Source organism: Streptomyces sp. NBC_00513 (assembly GCF_041431415.1).
Lineage (GTDB): Bacteria > Actinomycetota > Actinomycetes > Streptomycetales > Streptomycetaceae > Streptomyces.
In genome coordinates this window covers 7,580,726-7,598,342 of record NZ_CP107845.1, presented here as the reverse complement: position 1 = coordinate 7,598,342, position 17,617 = coordinate 7,580,726, and the positions used below count along the sequence as shown (strand labels likewise).

General features: G+C 69.9%; 13 protein-coding genes. 5 read left to right on the top strand and 8 right to left on the bottom strand.

Translation table 11 applies throughout. The annotated features are described in order from the left end of the window. Nucleotides 1-59: 59 nt before the first annotated feature. Nucleotides 60-1,208, bottom strand: coding sequence for a PP2C family protein-serine/threonine phosphatase (locus tag OHA84_RS34320; RefSeq protein ID WP_266967870.1), 1,149 nt, complete (start codon nt 1,206-1,208; stop codon nt 60-62). A gap of 422 nt (nt 1,209-1,630) precedes the next feature. On the opposite strand from OHA84_RS34320, the gene OHA84_RS34315 reads away from it, so the two are divergent. Together OHA84_RS34315 and OHA84_RS34310 are read left to right on the top strand one after the other, a co-directional pair. Next, the gene (locus OHA84_RS34315; RefSeq protein WP_266973823.1) at nt 1,631-4,249 is read left to right on the top strand and encodes a SpoIIE family protein phosphatase/ATP-binding protein; all 2,619 of its coding nucleotides are present in this window, start codon (nt 1,631-1,633) and stop codon (nt 4,247-4,249) included. A gap of 166 nt (nt 4,250-4,415) precedes the next feature. After that, entirely contained in the window at nt 4,416-5,561 is a 1,146-nt protein-coding gene (locus OHA84_RS34310; protein WP_266967872.1) for an ABC transporter substrate-binding protein, read from the top strand. Nucleotides 5,562-5,677: 116 nt separating this feature from the next. Here the strand turns inward: OHA84_RS34310 and OHA84_RS34305 are convergent, their stop codons facing one another. From OHA84_RS34305 to lanL, 4 genes are all read right to left on the bottom strand, one after another. Further along, nucleotides 5,678-6,568 carry an ABC transporter permease gene (locus OHA84_RS34305; protein WP_371591534.1) on the bottom strand — a complete coding sequence of 297 codons (891 nt, stop codon included), beginning with the start codon at nt 6,566-6,568 and terminating at the stop codon, nt 5,678-5,680. Continuing rightward, nucleotides 6,565-7,665 (bottom strand): ATP-binding cassette domain-containing protein, encoded by a 1,101-nt coding sequence (locus OHA84_RS34300; protein ID WP_266967874.1) that lies wholly within the window; start codon nt 7,663-7,665, stop codon nt 6,565-6,567. The genes OHA84_RS34305 and OHA84_RS34300 overlap by 4 nt, the downstream gene beginning before the upstream one ends. A 107-nt stretch (nt 7,666-7,772) precedes the next feature. Next, entirely contained in the window at nt 7,773-7,928 is a 156-nt protein-coding gene (locus OHA84_RS34295) for a VenA family class IV lanthipeptide (RefSeq protein WP_266967876.1), read from the bottom strand. Between the two features lie 44 nt (nt 7,929-7,972). Further along, nucleotides 7,973-10,648, bottom strand: coding sequence for a class IV lanthionine synthetase LanL (gene lanL, locus OHA84_RS34290; RefSeq protein WP_266967878.1), 2,676 nt, complete (start codon nt 10,646-10,648; stop codon nt 7,973-7,975). 998 nt (nt 10,649-11,646) lie between these two features. Here lanL and OHA84_RS34285 point away from each other — a divergent pair. Then, nucleotides 11,647-12,210, top strand: coding sequence for a hypothetical protein (locus OHA84_RS34285; protein WP_266967880.1), 564 nt, complete (start codon nt 11,647-11,649; stop codon nt 12,208-12,210). Between the two features lie 177 nt (nt 12,211-12,387). Here OHA84_RS34285 and OHA84_RS34280 read toward each other — a convergent pair whose 3' ends face one another. After that, on the bottom strand, nt 12,388-13,671 hold the full coding sequence (locus tag OHA84_RS34280; protein WP_266967882.1) for an ankyrin repeat domain-containing protein: 1,284 nt from the start codon (nt 13,669-13,671) through the stop codon (nt 12,388-12,390). Between the two features lie 273 nt (nt 13,672-13,944). On the opposite strand from OHA84_RS34280, the gene OHA84_RS34275 reads away from it, so the two are divergent. Further along, complete coding sequence (locus OHA84_RS34275; protein WP_266967884.1) at nt 13,945-14,229, top strand: hypothetical protein; 285 nt, start codon at nt 13,945-13,947, stop codon at nt 14,227-14,229. Nucleotides 14,230-14,373: 144 nt separating this feature from the next. Here the strand turns inward: OHA84_RS34275 and OHA84_RS34270 are convergent, their stop codons facing one another. Then, nucleotides 14,374-15,135: a glyoxalase gene (locus tag OHA84_RS34270; RefSeq protein ID WP_266967885.1), complete on the bottom strand. Its 762-nt coding sequence runs from the start codon at nt 15,133-15,135 to the stop codon at nt 14,374-14,376. A 313-nt stretch (nt 15,136-15,448) separates the two neighbouring features. Here OHA84_RS34270 and OHA84_RS34265 point away from each other — a divergent pair, with 313 nt between their 5' ends. After that, nucleotides 15,449-16,111 carry an SGNH/GDSL hydrolase family protein gene (locus OHA84_RS34265; protein WP_266967887.1) on the top strand — a complete coding sequence of 221 codons (663 nt, stop codon included), beginning with the start codon at nt 15,449-15,451 and terminating at the stop codon, nt 16,109-16,111. 189 nt (nt 16,112-16,300) lie between these two features. Here OHA84_RS34265 and OHA84_RS34260 read toward each other — a convergent pair whose 3' ends face one another. Continuing rightward, the gene (locus tag OHA84_RS34260) at nt 16,301-17,239 is read right to left on the bottom strand and encodes a phospholipase (protein ID WP_266967889.1); all 939 of its coding nucleotides are present in this window, start codon (nt 17,237-17,239) and stop codon (nt 16,301-16,303) included. Nucleotides 17,240-17,617: the final 378 nt, after the last annotated feature.

Here is a 17,617-nt window from a genome sequence, read left to right as displayed (position 1 = left end):
GAACAGCACCTGGTTCCGAGCCCGTTGGGCGAACCCCGGCCCCTACCCCTGCCCCTCGGCTACCCCTGCCCCTCGGCTTCGCGCCGGTCGACGAGGATGACCGCCACGTCGTCCGCGAGGCGACCCTTTGTGTGGCGGAGCAATGCCTGGCGCAGCCCCTCCAGGAACTCCTCCCGGGTGTCGTCGCGCATGCCCACCACGGCCTCGGGCAGGTCGAAGAAAGTGCCGCCCGGGTCACGGGCCTCGATGACGCCGTCGGTGTACAGCAGCAGCCTGTCCCCCGGTGCGAACGGATGGCTGTCCACTCGCCCGGGAGGTCCGCCGATGAACTCCGCGAGCCCCAACGGCGGCAAGGGTTCGGTGGGCATCAAGGACCGGACCGTGCCGTCGCGCAGCACCAACGGCGGCGGATGGCCGCGGTTGATCACCTCGACGTGGGGGCTGTCCGGGACCTGGGCCACGAGGGCGGTGACGAACCCCTCGAGGAGGATGTCGTCGCCGTCGGCCCCGGCCGCGCCCGCGACGGCGGCATCGCGCCGCAGGGCCGCATCGCAGTGGTTGACGACCTCCACCAGGTCTTCCTCGTAGTGCACGGACTCCCGGAACGCACCCAGCACGATCGCGGCGGCCCGTACGGCGGGCAGTCCCTTGCCCCGGACGTCCCCGACGATCATCCGGACCCCGTACCGGGTCTGGACCACTTCGTACAGGTCACCGCCGATCTGCGCGCCCTTCTCGGCCGCCAGGTACAGGCTGGCCGCCCTTACGGCGCCGAGCCTTGCCGGCACCGGCCGCAGCAGGACCTCTTGGGCGGCCGTGGCGATCCGGCGGACCTGGTTGAGCTCGTTCTCCCGGCGCGTGCGGGCGGTGCGGCTCGTCATGAAGCTCGCCACCGAGACCAGGAACAGGGCGAGAAAGTTCGTGTAGACCTGCTGGCCACCCCAGGCATGGTTGTGCGTGGCGGTGGCCACGCTGACCCCGACGGCCACTCCCGTCGCCGCGAGCGTGCCCTTGGGGCCCATGGTCACCGCCGCCAGAGCGGGTGTCGCGACCAGCAGGGGTCCGGTGTACAGGACGTGCGCGGGCGTGAGCTCGACGAGGAGCACCAGCAGGGCGAGTGCGAAGGGCAGGCACTCCGCGAGGGCGAAAAGGACCTGGTGGTGGCCGCCGGCTCCCGGTCCCGGGGGCGAGCGCAAGGGCGCTCTCATGAGTACAGCCTGCCTTGCCCGGACGCATGGCCGCCACTCAGGTCGACCGGCCTCGTGGGGGGCCCGGTCGCCGCCGTGGTGGCGGCCCGGATCCCCGGCGCGAGGCGCCGCCGCACCCCGCCTCTGCGCGGTAGTACCAAGATCGCCGCGGCTCGGCGACCTTCGCTCCCCGCTGCCGACGACCCGAAGAGGTTGGAAACTGAAGCATGGGCGTTTTCCTGGGAGATCTCCGGCGCCGACTCCTCGGCTTCACCGCGATCTTTTCCGCATCCCCGCGCCGTCCCCGGTCAGGACACCGCCCGGTGGATCAGGAGCACGTCCGGCCCCCCAAGGGAAGGGTCCGCAGACCGCAGCGTCTGTCCTCCCTGCTGAGCGTGCGCAGCGTGGCCGGCGAGGTGTTCCTGCTCCAGCTGGCCGTCGTGATGCTTCTCGTCGCCGCCGCGGTGGGGGCGCTCGTGGTGCAGGCCCGTAGCTCCGCGATGCTGGACGCCCGACACCGGACGCTCGCCGCCGCCGGAACCTTCGCGGAGTCCCCGGGAATCGTCCCGGCCCTGCGCAGCGCCCATCCGAGCGCGGTGCTCCAGCCGAGCGCGGAGGCGGCCCGGAGGATCGCCGAGGTCGACGGCATCAACGTGTACACGCTCGACGGCGTCACGCTCACCCACAGTGATCCGCGGCAGATCGGGAAGCACGTCGTCGGCCCCTTCTCCAAGGCGGCGGCAGGCAAGTCCTTCACCGAGACGTTCGAAGGGTCCCTCGGCCGGTCCGTGGTCTCGGTGGTTCCCGTCAAGGACCCCGACGGGCGCGTCATCGCCGTCGTCACCTCCCCGGTCACGGTCCAGAACGTACAGAGCATGGTCAACCGGCAGCTGCCGGTCGTCCTGGGCAGTGCGGCCGTGGTACTGATCCTCTCCGCGGGTGGGACGGCCCTGGTGAGCCGTCGGCTGCTGCGGCGGACCCACGGCCTGGGACCCGCCGAGATGACCAGAATGTACGAACACCACGACGCGGTGCTCCACGCGGTACGCGAGGGCGTGCTGATCGTCGGCGGTGACGGGCGGCTGCTGCTGGCCAATGACGAGGCGCGCAGACTCCTGGACCTGCCGGTGCACGCGGAGGGACTCCCCGTCACGGACCTGGGTCTGGAGGAGGGCATCGCCGAGTCGATCGCCTCGGGCCGTTCCGCGACCGACGAGCTGCAGGTGGCGGCCGATCGGCTGCTGGCGGTGAACATCCGGCGCACCGCCCCCTACGGCAAGGCCGGGACCGTCGTCACGCTGCGGGACACCACCGAACTGCGGGCGCTGTCCGGGCGGGCCGAGATGGCCCGCGAGCGGCTGAACCTGCTGTACGACGCGGGGGTGCAGGTCGGAACGACGCTGAACCTGGAGCGCACCGCCGAGGAACTGGCGGAGGCGGCGGTCCCCCGGTTCGCCGACGTGGTCACCGTCGACCTGCTGGACCCGGTACTGCGCGGCGAGGAGCCGCCCGAGGCGAGCACCGAGATGCGCCGCACCGCCGTCGTCGGCCTTGACGGCAACCACCCGCTGTCCCCCGTCGGCGAGCTGATCCGGTTCGCTCCCACCGGCCCCATGGCCCCCGGGGCGGCAGGCGGCCACGCGGTCCTGGAGGCGGACCTGCGGGCCTCCCAGCGCTGGCGGGCCCAGCACGAGGCGAATGCCCGGCAGATCCTGGACCGCGGCATCCACTCCCTGATCTCCGTGCCCCTGCGGGCGCGGGGCGTGCTGCTGGGCATGACCTGCTACTGGCGGGGCGAGGACTCCCCGCCGTTCGACGAGGAGGACGTGTCCTTCGCGGAGGAGCTGACCGCGAGGGCGGCGCTGTCCATCGACAATGCCCGCCGCTACACCCGCGAGCACACCATGGCCGTCACCCTGCAGCGCAGCCTGCTTCCCCGGCGCGTACCGGAGCAGTCCGCCGTCGAGGTCGCGCACCGTTACCTGGCCGCCCGTGCCGGGGTGGGCGGTGACTGGTTCGACGTCATCCCGCTGCCCGGCGCCCGAGTGGCCCTGGTGGTCGGCGACGTCGTCGGCCACGGTCTGCACGCCGCCGCGACCATGGGCCGCCTGCGCACCGCCGTGTACAACTTCTCCACCCTCGACCTGCCTCCGGACGAGTTGCTGAGCCACCTGGACGAGTTGGTCGCCCACATCGACACCGACGAGCAGGAGTGGCAGGGGATCACCGGGGCCACCTGTCTGTGTGCCATCTACGACCCCGTCTCGGGGCAGGTGACGGCCGCCACCGCCGGGCATCCCGGCCCCGCCCTGGTCCACCCCGACGGAACCGTGTCCTTCCCCGACGTTCCCGTCTCCCCGCCGCTGGGTCTGGGCGCGGGTCTGCCCATGGAGACCATGACGATCACGCTGCCCGAGGGCTCCCGGCTGGCCCTCTTCACCAACGGGCTGGTCGAGAGCCGGGGCCGCGATCCGGACGCGGCCCACGCGGCGCTGCGCGCCGCCCTGGCAGGGCCTGCCCGCAGCCCCGAGGAAACCTGCACCGCGGTGATCGACGCGATGCTGCCCACCCGGCCCGTCGACGACGTCGCGCTGCTGGTGGCCCGCACCCGCCGGCTGGACCCCGCGCGGATCGCCGAGTGGGACGTGTCCCCCGACCCCGCCGCGGTGTCCCCGGTGCGCAACGCCTGCGCCCGCAGACTGGCGGACTGGGGCCTGGAGGACATCGCCTTCACCACGGAACTCATCCTCAGCGAGCTGTTGACCAACGCCATCCGCTACGGCACCGAGCCCATCCGGGTGAGGCTGCTGTACGACCGGAGCCTGGTCTGCGAGGTCTCCGACGGGTCCAGCACCTCCCCGCACCTGCGTCGGGCCGAGGACACCGACGAGGGCGGCCGCGGCCTGTTCCTCGTGGCGCAGTTCGCCGAGCGCTGGGGCACCCGCTACACCGCTCGCGGCAAGATCATCTGGAGCGAGCAGACCCTCCAGGAAGAGACCGCACCGCCCGCGATGGATCTCGCGGAGGCGCTTCTGGCCGGGTGGGGCGAGGACGGGTTCTGAGCATCAGCCGGTACGACAGGCACGAGGACGGCAGACACGAGGACCGCAGGCACGAGGACGGCGGGCACGAGGACGGCGGCGGACACCACCCTCTGGGACTGCGCGGCGGGGCCGCCGAACGTACGCTGGCCTCGATCAGTGGACGATCGCCCGTTATGGAGCCTTTGTGCCCGCATCCCGTCTCCGGACAGTCTCCGTCGCCGCCTGCCTGGCCCTCGCGGCAGCGCCCCTCGGCGCCTGTGGAGACAAGCCCCCCGCCACACCCCGAGCGCCCGCGGTGGCCACCTCGGCCGCGGACACCGGCGGGATGGCGGCACTGATCGCGGCGGCGAAGAAGGAGGGCTCGCTCAACACGATCGCGCTGCCGAGCGACTGGGCCAACTACGGCGCGCTGATCGAAGGCTTCGAGAAGAAGTACGGGATCAAGGTCGCCGTGGAGAATCCGGAGGGGACCAGCCAGGACGAGATCAACGCCCTGAAGGAGCACAGGGGCGCGGGCCTCGCCCCCGACGTGATCGACGTGGGGGGCTCGTTCGCGCAGTCCGCGGCCCGGCAGGGTCTGCTCGCCCCGTACGAGGTCGCCGACTACGACGAGATCCCCGAGGAGCAGAAGGACCCGCGAGCCCGCTGGTACAACAACTACGGCGGCTACATCTCGATCGGCTGTGACGCCAAGCGCGTCAAGACCTGCCCTTCGACATTCGCCGATCTGCGCAAGCCCGAGTACAAGGGAAAGGTCGCACTCAACGGCGACCCCACCAAATCCGGCTCCGCCTTCGCCGGGGTGTACGCGGCGGCCCTGGCGAACGGGGGTTCCTTCGACAACATCCAACCCGGTATCGACTTCTTCGCCGAGCTCCGCAAGAACGGCAACTTCATCCCGGTCGAATCCTCGGTGGCCACGATCGCCAAGGGCCAGACCCCGATCAGCATCGACTGGGACTTCCTCAATCTCGGATATGCGGACGAATTCCGGAGGAAGGGCGCGGATGTCGACTGGCGGACCGCCATCCCCTTCGACGGCAGCTTCGCCCAGTACTACGCGAACGGGGTCAACAAGGACGCCCCGCACCCCGCGGCGGCACGTCTGTGGCAGGAGTACCTCTTCAGCCCGGAAGGCCAGAACCTCCGGCTCGGCGCCTATGCGCGCCCCGTCCTCATGGACGCGATGCGGAAGAACGGCACCCTCGACAAGGCGGCCGCGGAGAAACTGCCGACGGTCGAGGGCACACCGACGTTCCCGACGGAGGCGCAGACGGAGAATGCTCGACGCGTCGTCAACCGCGGCTGGGACAAAGCCCTCTCGGGCTGAGAACGGGGGCGGCTCCGGCCTGGAGACCCACCCTCGTCGGCGTTCCCGCTCCGGGTGCGGGGCCGGCGCGCGGGCGCGAGGTGGACCTGGACTCGCTTCGGTGCCCCGTCCGCGTGTCATTCGGGGCGGCTGAAGCGGTGGGCGGCCCAGAGCAGGGCCAGGACTCCGCCGGTCAGCAGGATGGCGCCCTCCAGGAGCAGGGGAGGTTGCCAGTTCGACCACTCGATGCCCGCGGCGGCCGCCTGGTCGGGTACCCGCAGCGCGATGCAGCGGCGGAGCAGGTCCACCCCGTAGGCGAGCGGGTTGACGGCGGCCAGCGTGTGGGCCCAGCCCGGCAGGTTCTCGATCGGGAAGAAGCCGCCGGAGAGGAAGAGCAACGGCATCATCACCAGGCCGAGCAGCATGTGGAAGATCTCGGGCCGGTTGAGGGTCACGGCCAGGGCCAGGGACAGGGCCGTGATGGTGAAGGAGGTGAGGATCATGCCGGCGAGGAGCAGCGCCATGAGGAGCGGGTCGTAGGGCAGCCCGACGGTTCCGGCCAGGGCGAGCAGGACGGCGCCCTGGACCGTGGAGACGATGGTGCCGCCCGCGCAGCTCCCGAGGAGCAGGGTGGACCGGCGGACCGGGGCCATCAGGAGTTCGCGCAGGTAGCCGCTCTGTCGGTCGGTGATCAGGCGGATGCCGACCATGATGGCCGGCGTCTGTACCGTCATCATCAGCATGCCCGGGAAGAGGTAGGTCTGATAGCCCACGCCCAGCGAGGAGTTGGGGATCAGCGCGGCGAGACCGCCTCCCAGGATGAAGAGGTAGAGCACCGGCTGGAGCAGCATCAGGGCGGTGTGGGTGGGTTGGGCGGACAAGCGCAGCAGATCGCGGTAGATCAGGGCGTGTACCGCGCGCAGTTCGTGGCGCAGAGGGGCCCCCGACTCCCGGCCGGTGTCGGTGGAGGCGCCCGGGGCATCAGGGGTGCGGGAGGCGTCTGAGGCCGGGAGGGCGGGTGCGGTCATGGGGCCTCCTCGGTTGCTGCCGTGGTTGCGCTCGGGGTGGCCGGTGTCGGCCGGGGGGCGTGGATGCTGCGGCCGGTGTGGTGGAAGAAGACGTCGTCGAGTGTCGGCGGGGTCGCGGACGCGGCGTGCACCGCGATGCCGTGGGCTTCGAGTGCCGCGCACAGGCGGGGGATCCAGGCGCTGCCGTCGGGGACCCTCAGGGTCACCCCTTCGGCGTCCAGGGTGACGGCGAGACCCGACGGGGCGGTGCGGCCCACGACCTGTCGTGCCGCCGCGTCGTCGCTGGTGCGCAGCACCACCCGGTCGTCTCCGATCGCGGTCTTCAGTGCGAGGGGCGTGCCTTGTGTCACGAGTCGGCCGTGGTCGATGATGCCGAGGCGGTCGCAGTTCTCCGCCTCTTCCAGGTAATGGGTGGTGACGAAGAGCGTGCTGCCGTGCTGGTCGCGCAGTGCGCGCAGGTGTTCCCACACCTGGACGCGGGCGTGCGGGTCGAGTCCGGTGGTCGGCTCGTCGAGGAACAGGACCCTGGGTGAGTGGAGCAGCCCGCGGGCGAGTTCCAGGCGGCGGCGCATCCCTCCGGACAGGGTGCGGACCAGGGCACGTCGCCGGTCGGTCAATCCGACCATCTCCAGCGTCTCGGCGGCGCGCAGGCGGGCGTGGCGGCGGCGCAGTCCGTAGAGGCGTGCGTGGATGTGCAGGTTCTGTTCGGCTGTCAGGTCCGGATCCAGGGCGCTGTGTTGGAAGAGCATCCCGACGAGTCTTCGTACCTGCTCCGGTCGGCGGAGTACGTCGACGCCCGCCACCGTGGCCTGTCCGGCGGTGGGGCGGGCCAGGGCGCACAACAGCGCGAGGGTGGTGGACTTGCCCGCGCCGTTGGGGCCGAGGAAGGCGTAGGTCTCGCCTTGGAGCACGTCCAGGTCCAGGCCGCGAACGGCGTGGGTGGTGGTGCCGTCCGGACCCGCGTAGCTCTTGAACAGACCGCGCGTGCTGATGGCGTACGCCGGCGGGGCGGTGGGCCCGGCGGTGTCCGGGTGCGTGGGGGCGGTGGTCACGAGGTTCGCCCGGGTGCGAGCGTCGTCTCCGGCAGGTGGCTGCATGGTCGGGTCCTCGTCCACGGGGGTGTCTCCGGCGGGCCTGCCGGCCACAGCGGCCTTGGCTCCGTCCGGTGGCTGCCCGCGGGCGGCCACCGGACGGAGGTTCTCGGCTAGGCGCAGCTGATGCCGATACAGATGGTGTTGAGAAGCGTCAGCAGGCCGACGCACTCGCAGGTCGCGGCGAACGGCGCGCCGTCGACGCCGACCGGGTCGGTCTCCGGAAGGGCGTGCAGGTGGGCAAGCAGGCTGAGGTCCTGGTTCTCCATGACATTCTCCTTCTCTGTGCGGTGGCGACAGGGGTCCCTGTCGCTCAGCCCGGCTGCCGGATCATCCAGTGCCGGGGGTCTGTGTGGCGGGTTCGCAGGAGGAAGGCCAGGATTCCTGCGGATCCGTCGCTCCAACTCGTCGAGACGTCCCCGTACTCGTTGGGGAAGACGACGTGGTTTTCGCGGTGGGCCCGTTCGGAGACGAGGAGACGGGCCAGGTCGTCGGCCATCGCGCGGTAGGCGGGATCCCCGGTGGCCTCGGCCATGTCGAGGAGGAAGTCTCCGTTCCCCGCCAGCCCGTGGCACTGGGCCAGAGCGGCGCGAGAGGCGCGTTCCATGACGGCGTGTGTGGCGCCGCGGGCGAGGTCGCCGAACCGTTTGTCCCCGGTCCGCTGCCAGAGTCGGACCAGGAAGGAACCGATGCCCGCCGAACCGTGGCACCAGTACGGCGCCGTGGGCACGTCCGTGGCCTGGGCCGGCCACTGGGCCGCCTGGCCGACCATCACGGCGTTGGCCACCAGGTGTTCTCCCGCCGCCACGGCCAGTTCCATGTGCTCGGAGCGGTCGGTGATGGCCGCGGCGGTGAGGAGGAAGCAGCCAATGCCGGACGTTCCGTGGGCGAAGCCGAGATAACGTTTGCCGGCCTCCGTGGAAACCGCCTCCGCGGGAACCGGCCAGCTCACGCCGGACGGCTCGGGTTGCGCGGCGGCGGCCAGCCGGTCGGCCGCGTCGACGACCAGCTCGGCCAGGCGTGGGTCACCGGTACGGTTCCACAGGTGGGCGGCGGCGAGTCCGCTGCCCGCGGAGCCGTGGGTGATGTCGTGACTGGGCGTCGACTCCAGCGGGGCCAACGCCAGGGCCAACGCGTGGTCCGTGAGCGCGCGGTCGTCGATGGCACGTCCGGCGTCGTACAGCGCCCAGGCGATGCCGCGTCCTCCGAAGTGCAGGCCCGGGCGTATGGAGCGGGTGTCGGTACGGGCGGCGATCCAGTGGCCGGCGGTGGCGATCAGCTCGGGCAGTCGCGGGTCGCCGGTGAGCTCGAAGTACCGCGTCAGGACCGCCAGCGCACCCGCCGCGCCTTGCTGCACGGTGCAGGGATCGGTCTCCCCGGCCAGGGTGGACACGGGCCACAGCCGTCGATCGTCGCCCGGGGTCATCGAATCGATGAGGTGGTTCACCATCCCGCTTACCGCGACCCGCGTCGCGGCGTGTGGTTCGTCCGTCCGTACCGGTCCGGTGGCGGGGTGCGCGGGCCGCCGCGTCGGGTCCATCTCGCGGAGTGCCTCACTCGCCCTGGCAGGGTCCCAGCGCTCGCCGGGATCGTCCTTCATCAGCCCGAGGATCATCTCCGGCAGGCCGTCCGGCATGCGCAGTGTTCCGGCGCAGGCGGTCAGCCACTCGGCGAACCGCTGCTCCGCGGGTCTCGTGGCCGGCTCCTCGGGCAGCAGGTTCGGCACCTTCCCGCCGAGCACGAAGCACACGGTGGCGCCGAGGCCGTAGTAGTCGGCGGTCGGGGAGACGGGAGCGTCGTGCAGACGCTCGGGGGCGCTGAAGCCGGGGGTTCCCACTTGGGTGGGGAGCGTGACGTCGCCCTCCAGGGCGGCGAGCTCCAGGTCGATGAGGCGCAGTTCGCCGTCCGGGCGCACCATGACGTTGCCGGGCGTGAAGTCCCTCAGTACGCAGCCGTGGGCGTGGGCCGCCGCGACGAGGTCCACCAGGCGTCGAACCTGCGCGAGTGCGTCCGCTCGGTAGCGTTCGCTCCCGACGTCGCGGAAGCGCTCGGCGACCCAGGTGCGCAGGGGTACGCCCGGCACTTCCTCCTGGGCGAGGAAGAGGTGCCCGGCCGTTTCGAACATCGCGAGCGGTTCCGGTGCGAGTCCCGTGCCCTTGAGCTTCTCCAGCGTCCTGGCCTCGGCCCTCAGCCAGTCGCGTACGTCGGAGCCGGACGAGTCGCCCTCGACGTGTGGCCGGGCTTCCTTGATCACCACGGGTGCGCCGGTGGTGACGTCGGTTCCCCGGTAGACGCCGCCCTTGTTGGTGTGCCGGATCGCCTCCCGTACCGAGAATCGGCCGCCGAGCACCACCGGGTTGCTCGCCGCCTTCTCCTGCTGAGGTGGCAGCGGTACCGAGGCCGGGAAGGGGCTGACCGCCCAGGAGGGTGGGGAATACTGACCGGTGCGCCTGTCCTCCACGGGGTTGCCGTCGGGGTCCTCGATGAACCACACCAGCAGACCCTGCTCCGACAGTCGCCGCCGGCCGACGAAAGCGCCGTAGCGGTAGTGCACCAGGCTGTGTGGAGCGTACGGCTGGTCGGACAGGATCCGGGGGCCGGCCAGTCCCGCCGTGGCCTTGTGCAGCTCAAGTGCCATTCGGGCCGCGTCCTCGTCGGAGGGCGGGTAGATGGTGATGAACTTGCCCGAACTCCCTCGCGGCGTGGCACGGGAGTTGAGCGCGCTCACCTGGTCGAGTGACCGGACGAATTTGAATGCCGCCTCCTCGCGCAGCAACACGTCCAGGGACTTCACGAGGACTTCCGGTGCGGAGGCGGCGGTGGCGGACACGTGCAGTTTCCAGCCCTGCCGGCGTCGTATGCCTCGGTGGTGTGTGAGGCGGCACCACATATCGTCCGCGTCGGCTGTCCAACGCTTGCCGTTATCCGTGATCAGTAGCGCCTGGCGTAGCAGACTTTCGAGGTCGACTTCGGTTGCGTGGCTCGTCATGCGTGTCCCTCTCAACGGTGAGAACCGCTGGTTGGAATATGCCTTCGGTAAGAAACGTACAACCTCCCCCCGATGAACGTCACTTGGTTCGGCGAGCGCACAGGGGTATTGCGACGATGGATGGCGTGGTCCGGCGTGAATGGCGGCGCACGGGCGTTGACGGGGCGTTAATGCACCGCCTGTTCGATGAAATGGCCGCCTATGTTCGCGAGAAAGACAGACCTGATTGTTCGTTGTGATTCTTCACGGAGAGCCTGGTGACATCGATTCGGGAAGATCACGGCGATACCCTGACTCCGGCTCCCCCAACAGGCCCTTTGTGCGTTCGATGCGAATGAGCGCCGTTTTCGACTTCTCCATCGGCCGGCACCTCATTTCGATCGAGTGGCGGGTTGGGTGCGAGCTGGTGCGTGACAACGGCGAACGCTATAGCGCGGGACTGCCCCCGTACAGGCCCCCTCTCATCGGGCCGTGAGGAGGAGTTCGATTCCGCCACAACTCCAACCGGCGAAGGGGCATGATCCGAAATCTCGACACGGCCGCGATCAGCACCCTGATCTGTGCTCACCAAAGACGTTCAACGATGAACCCAGTCAGGGGTGATCGCTCGAAACTGACTCGAAATGTCGATGGGTAAATTCTCGGTTCGGCGATGGTTCGAACCACTTCTGAGGTTGCCGATACGCCAGAGGCCTCCGGTGCCGCGCTTGTCATCCAAACCACGGCGCGGGGGAGGCATTGACCGCACCCGGCGCGGAACATCAAGCGTGACCTCGCGCGAATCGGTGCCACCGGCCGTGCGGCCCACCACGACCTGGCCCGGGTCACGGTGAGATGACCCGGGCAGGAACGGTTCTTGAGGTGCCGCCCGGCATCCGGAACGCACAGGTGGGAGCCGACAGCGGACCACGGACGCACCATGACGGCGCACGCACAAGGCTGAGCGAACAGGTGCGAAACGGGTCAGAGTCCTTGGGGAATCCGGGAGTATGTCGTCCATGAGGAACACGAAGGCGTTCAAGGACGCGGTCGCCGTGACACTCTCCGAACTGACCCGCCGAGGCCTTGCGTTCCGCCGCGGCACGATCGCCGGCACCGTCAGAGACAGCATGCGTCTCATGGCCGAACGGCTCGGGATCCAGACCCGGCCCGGCCGGAAGCCCTTCGGCCTCGACCGCCACCTGGACCGCGCCACCGAACGGCGGGGACGGACAGAAGAGGACAGGACTCCCGAGTGGGAGATCGGGCAGCCGCCGACGCCGCCGATCGACAACCCGGAACTCGCACTCATCCTCGCGGGTGTCCCCACCGCCTTGGAGGAGAACGGCGGGGACCTCTACCTGGTCGTCCTCAGCGTCGCCGTCAACGCGTGGATGGCCGGCCACATCCACGGCGAGGACGGCTGTACCGGATGCCGGGACAAGCGGGGGCAGGCCGGTACCGACTGGCAGGCGAGGATGGACGGCATCTCGACGCTGAAGCCTGACATCGCCAAGTGGTTCGACCGCGATGTGTGGACCGCCGCACTGAACGACACCGGCTTCACCGTCACCCGCGACTGATATTCCAGTGCGACTTGGTGATCTTGCGCTGGGCCGGATGTGACCGGGTGCGTCGTCGTTGGGCGGGGGGCCGGTCAGCTTCGCGACCATGCGGTTGGCCGCATCGCGTATCGCGTCGGGGGCGGTCTCGTCTCCGAGGGTCACCTCTGCGGGCATGCGGTGAGACGTAGGCATTCGCTACTCGGCCCTGGCCGGCGCGCACTGTTCCTTCTGGCGCTGCTCGTACCGTGCGGGCGCGCCGAGGATCCAGGACCAGGCCTCGTACTCGTCGACGGGCCCCACCCGGCCGCTGCCGTCGACGCAGCGCGGATCGTCCCGCTCGGCCAGCCCATGGACGGCCCAGATGCGGGTCTGCTGGTCCTCGTCGTCGAGCAGGCCGGCCAGAATGTGCCCGACGGCGGGTTCCGGATTCAGGCTGTGCGCGAGCCGGTGGGCGGCGACCTTGCGAACGGAGGCGTCGGTGTCCCGGGCCAGCGCGAGGAGGGCGTTCAGTCCCTCGGAGGTGAACGTCTGCCGCCCGGACCTCTCCGAGTCCACGATTCTCAGGGTCGAGGGCAGCACCGCACGTACCTTCGGGGCGGAGTGGGCGAGGAAGGAAAGCCCCAGTGGCTCGATCCTCGGATCCTCATGATGGCCAAGGCCGGACAGGGCCTCGGCCAGGACGTCCGGGTGTTCCTCCTCCTCCGCCCAGTCGAGGAAGAACTCCAGCGTGCGCTGTTCGAACGGGCTCGGGTCGTCGGACATGGGATCTCCGAAGTTGAGGGAGATCAGGACTTCCGCGCCGAAGCGGCGGTGCAGGGGATCGGGGTGGGCCCGCAGTGCCGCCGCAGCCTCCCAGGTCTCGTCATTCTGCCTCTCGGCAAGGGTGCTGGTGATCTCCCACCAGGCGGCGTGCTCCCGGTCGGGGCACTCAAGTGCGCACGCGCGGGCGGCCAACTCGTCAAAGCCCGGGTGGAGTCCGAAGTGCTTCTCGAGGAGAGTGAGGATCCCTGTGTGGCCGTCGCGGACGGTGATTCCGCCGAGCCGGAGCTCGTGGTACTCGGTGAACCATTCCCTGTCCCGGATCCGGAGCCGCTCGACCGAGTCCGAGGCGCCGGCCCGCTCCCGCAGCATGGCGACCGGGCCCATCTCATGCCACTGCCGGGCGCGTGCCAGCAGTTCCACGCGGGTGGCCTCACTGAGCAGGGCCGCTTCACCGAGCAGGCAGTGGGCGAGACCGATGGAACCGCTGTCGACGGCCCGCAGTCGGGGGGTGGTCCCGTCGGGCAGTTGGCGGTCCGGATCCGCGCCGTCCTGCACCAGGTGGCCGACGATCGTCGAGTTGAATGCCGAGATGGCCAGGCAGAGTGCGGGGGTACCCTGCTCGTCGACGGCGTCGGGATCCGCCCCGTCCTCCAGCAGCACTCTGACCGCGTTCTCGTCCCCGCTCCGCACCGCCGTGATGAGTGGACCCTCGCCCATGCCCCAACCCCTTGCTGCACTCGATCACCGACCCAGACAGGCAGCCGCCGGGCGGGAGAAACGCCGTCGGCCAAGTCCGTCCCGCCGCCCTCAGGTCGGAACCACTGGCTGAACATCCGGGCGGGCCGCTGACGGCATGTCGCATCGGCGGTCGATCCCGAGCCTCGTCCTGTGCCCGGAACCCACTGGCTGAAGCAGCCTGTCACACCCGGTAGATCTGGAGCGGACACCGCGTGATCATCAAGGGCTGTGTGGACTCCTGAAGATCGTACTGTGACCGCGGACCCCACCATGGAAGCCGCCCGTTGGCATGCCATGTTCGACCAGGCCATGGCCCGGATCGCGAGCCGGTTCAAGCGGGTGGAACCGCGTACCACGGCTCGCGCCTTCGTACTCGCCCTACTGTCCGGCGTCGAACGGAAGAACTGCCGGCGACTGGCCGAGCAGGCCGGCCATGCCCGCCCTGGGACCATGCAGCGGCTACTGCGAAGCGCCCGCTGGGACGCCGACGCGGTCCGCGACGACATCCGCTCCCACGTGCTCGAACAGGAAGGGTGAGGTGCGACCCCACCCCGGAACGTCCGGCGCCAGTCCGGAGTCGGCCCCACTCAGGTTGACGTCGTACCGGTCGGACCAGCCGTCCCGGTCCGACATCGTGGCACTCCCCTCCTCCTCGGCATGGCCGTGTGGAAAGCCGCACCGTCAGGAGACGGCCTCCTCCTCTGCGGCTTGTGGCCGAGCGGAGAGCGGGACATGCGCGGCGTTGCGCAACACGGCTTCGACCTGGCCACGCTGCTCGGCGTCGAGGGGAATCCGGGCGAGCAGGTCACGCCAAGGGGCGGTCTCCTCGGGGCGATCGAGGATGGTGGCTGTTTCGATCAGCATCGCGAGGGCCTTGGCCGTGTCGAGGGGGTCGGCGTTCTCGCCGTGGCGGGCCAGGCCCGTGGTCAGGACGCGGTGGGCGAGGTGGTCGTCGTTCTTGAACTCGATGAGGATGCGGGCGTTGTCCACGGCCCGGGCCAGGCCTCGGAGGGACTTCGATCCGCCGTACTCCAATGTGGTGGGCTCGTCGCGCTGGATGAAGATGATGGAGTTGCCCGAGGGGTCGATCAGTGTGAACCGGCTCGCTCCCGCCCGGTAGCGAGTGATCCGCGGGCGTCCGGAGGCCAGGACCTTGCCGTGCGTCGCACGCATGGCGGCGGTGAAAGCGGCGTGGTAGGGGGCGACTTCGTCGACCATCACCAGGCAGCCGCCACCGTCTTCCCGCACCGGATCCAGGTGCGCGGGGGCGTTGCCGAAATGAAGCTGGAAGCCCCGGTGGGAGAGGGCCAGGTAGACGTACGGCCGGGTCTGCTCGTGGACGACCTCGAACCCGAGGCATCGGTAGAAGTCCAGGGTTTCCGACACCGACACGCACGGCATCAACGGGATGGTCGTCTCGTTCGGCATCACGTTCTCGATCATCTTCCTCGCCTCTCGCACGGGTGGAGTGATCACGGTGCCAGTTCGACGGGATCGGCGCCCATGGACAAGGCGGGCGCGCGGAGGTGAGGCCGGGTTGGCGGCGGCGAGATCGCCGAGCCCGGCGTCTGCGCTGTACGGGAGATGGGCGACGCCGCGTCAGGCCGGTGTAGGTGGCCTGTCGGGAGTTGTCGGTCCGGTGTCGGTCGGGGCTGACACCTTTCGAATGGTCCTGCCGGGCACCGCCCGGCTCTGAACCTCCGCCTCCGCGAGCCTCATCCGAGTTCAAGTCCACGTCCAAGTCCAAGGAGCACACATGACGATCACTGTCCGACCGGGAGACATCGTGATGTTCACCGGCGATTCGATCACCGACTGCCAACGGAGGGAGAGCGAAGACGGTCTCGGGTTCGGCTACCCGCTGCGCGTCGCGGGCGAATGGGGCCTGCGCCACCCCGACCGGCCGGTGACCTGGATGAACACCGGTATAGGCGGCGACAAGGTGATGGACCTGGAAGCCCGCTGGGAGAAGGACGTACTCGACGCGCGCCCGGACGTGGTGTCGATCCTCGTCGGCGTCAACGACATGGGGTGGCACACGCTGGATCCCGAGGGGTACGTGATCCCCGTGGAGGAGTTCGAAGCCGGTTACGACCGGCTGCTCGCGCCCCTCGCCGAGGTGGGCACGCGGCTGATTCTCATCGAGCCGTTCCTCCTGCCGATCCACGGCCTCGTCGAGGCCGGCGCCGCGGTCATCGGAGAGGAGGAACGGAGGCAGTGGCGCATCGACCTGGACCCGAAGATCCAGGCCGTGCGCAGGCTCGCCGCCAAGTACGGCGCGCAACTCCTCGATGCCGACGGCCTGTTCACCGAGCTTGCCGTGACGACCGGGCCGGAGTATTGGGCCGCGGACGGCGTACATCCGACGCCGGCCGGTCACGCCGCGCTCGCGAAGGCCTGGCTGCGCCTGGTGGCGTGACCGGACATCCGAGCGGGAGGGCCCGACCGACCGTGTGCGCTTCCCTGGGCGCAGGGGTGGTGCACATGCCGGCGCCTCGCCGCCGCGAAGACGGTCGGCCGGGCTCCCGGCCGACCGTCTCAAGGGCTCCATGGGGTGCACGGGTCCATGGGCCTAGGGGCGGTTACCGGCCGCGGCCCCGGTCGTCCGCTACCTGAAGAGACGATCCGCGCTGTTGGCCATGCGGTGGGTGGAACCGTGGCGGTTCACCCAGTCGCGGATGAGGTTGATGGAGTTCGCGCACTGCCAGCTGTCGTCGTACTCGCGTACCCCGGTGAAGGCGCCGTAGCCGGCGATGATGCCGTCCACACGGGCGTCACCCAGCAGTTTGTCGATGTACCAAGGGTCGTTGTAGGTGGTCGTCCAGGACATCGTGGCGGCCAGTCGTCCGGCGGCACGGTCCCCGGCGCCCTTCTTCAGCTCCGCGCACGTGTTCCAGGTGGCTTCGGTGCAGTTGCCGAACCCCTTGGTGATGTCGGAGTCGCCGTAGTCCATGACCCGGCGACCTGCCGGGAATCCGGAACCGGAGCGGTTGAAGGCGCCGACGACCTGGTCGCGGGTACCGGTGGATGTGATGCCCTCGAGGCTGCCGAGCCTGCCTTCCAGGCTCTTCCAGCCCCTGCCGCCGACGTCCGGGGTGCTGCCGCCGTGGTACTCGTAGAAGCCGTAGAGCACTTGGATCCCGGCGGCCGTCAGCCTCTGCGCCTTGTCACGCAGGCCGGCGACGCTGCATCCGCGGTTCGGTTCCTCGCCGCAGTAGTTCGGGTCCTTGATGTCCAGCCAGACCAGCGACAGCCGGCGTCCGGCATTGGCGTTGGAGAGGATCCGGTCGATCATGCTGTCGACGCTGGGGCCCCGCCGGTTGTCACCGGCCGAGGAACAGTCGTGGTAGGCCCGCCATTCGTTCGGGTTCCACCAGGCACAGACATCGATCTCGATGCCGTTGGCGCCGTGCTTGAGCGCGGTGTCCACGCCGTCCAGGGTGTTGACCCGGTGCGCGATGGCGTAGATCGCCTGACGCTGGTCGGCCGCTGCCGCGGGGGTCGTGGTCAGCGCGGTGACACTGATGATCCCGAACAGGGCAGCCATCAGCGCCAGTATCATCCGCGGGCGGCGGGTGTCTCGTCGTAAGCGAGTGGTCAAGAGAGTCATTCCTTCATCTCGGGTTCGTCAGGCTCGGCGCTTCCTTGTCTCCTTCGTCCTGGTCATGGGCTTCCCTCCGTGGAGCTCCCATGACCCGGTGCGCCTCGCCGACCAACCAGACAGACCCGCCGACCCGCTCGTTGCACGCCGCTCGTCACTGTTACCAATCGATCACACGACGCGCCGTCCCCGCCCGGTCACGTCGACAGATGCGGGCCGCAGAGCCCGGGTCGCTCGGCCGACGGCCTTGAACCGCGTTCAGGCACGAGGCGAGGTACCGGGGGACGCCGGGGAGCCAAGCGGCGGGGACTGGGGAACCCGAAG